Raw genomic sequence first — 254 nt, 5'->3', positions numbered from 1 at the left:
CGCGCAGGTCAGCGAATCGCAAACCCGGATCGTCAACGGCGCAACGTTCGGTGCCCCTTCCTTCACCACATCGAAGTGCGCGTAGAAAGTGGCGACCTCGAACACTTCCGAGAAGGCCAGTTTCATCTCGTCGGCCAATGCCGCCAGGTGAGCCGCCGAAATCTGACGGTATTTGTCCTGAATGAGATGGAGGTACTCGATGAGCATGTCGCGGCGACGGGACCTGCCATCCAGCAGCTGAGCGATCTCTTCAC

The 254-nt window shown here is 59.1% G+C and carries 1 protein-coding gene; it reads right to left on the bottom strand.

Annotated features, from left to right (window positions below):
• Positions 1-246: NADH-quinone oxidoreductase subunit NuoE family protein (locus WDW90_RS40185; protein ID WP_431311235.1), on the bottom strand; the 246-nt coding region annotated here is incomplete at its 3' end.
• Positions 247-254 lie beyond the last annotated feature (8 nt).

It is taken from the genome of Methylobacterium nigriterrae, assembly GCF_037106235.1.
Taxonomy (GTDB): Bacteria; Pseudomonadota; Alphaproteobacteria; order Rhizobiales; family Beijerinckiaceae; genus Methylobacterium; species Methylobacterium nigriterrae.
This window is presented reverse-complemented; position numbering and strand designations above follow the sequence as displayed.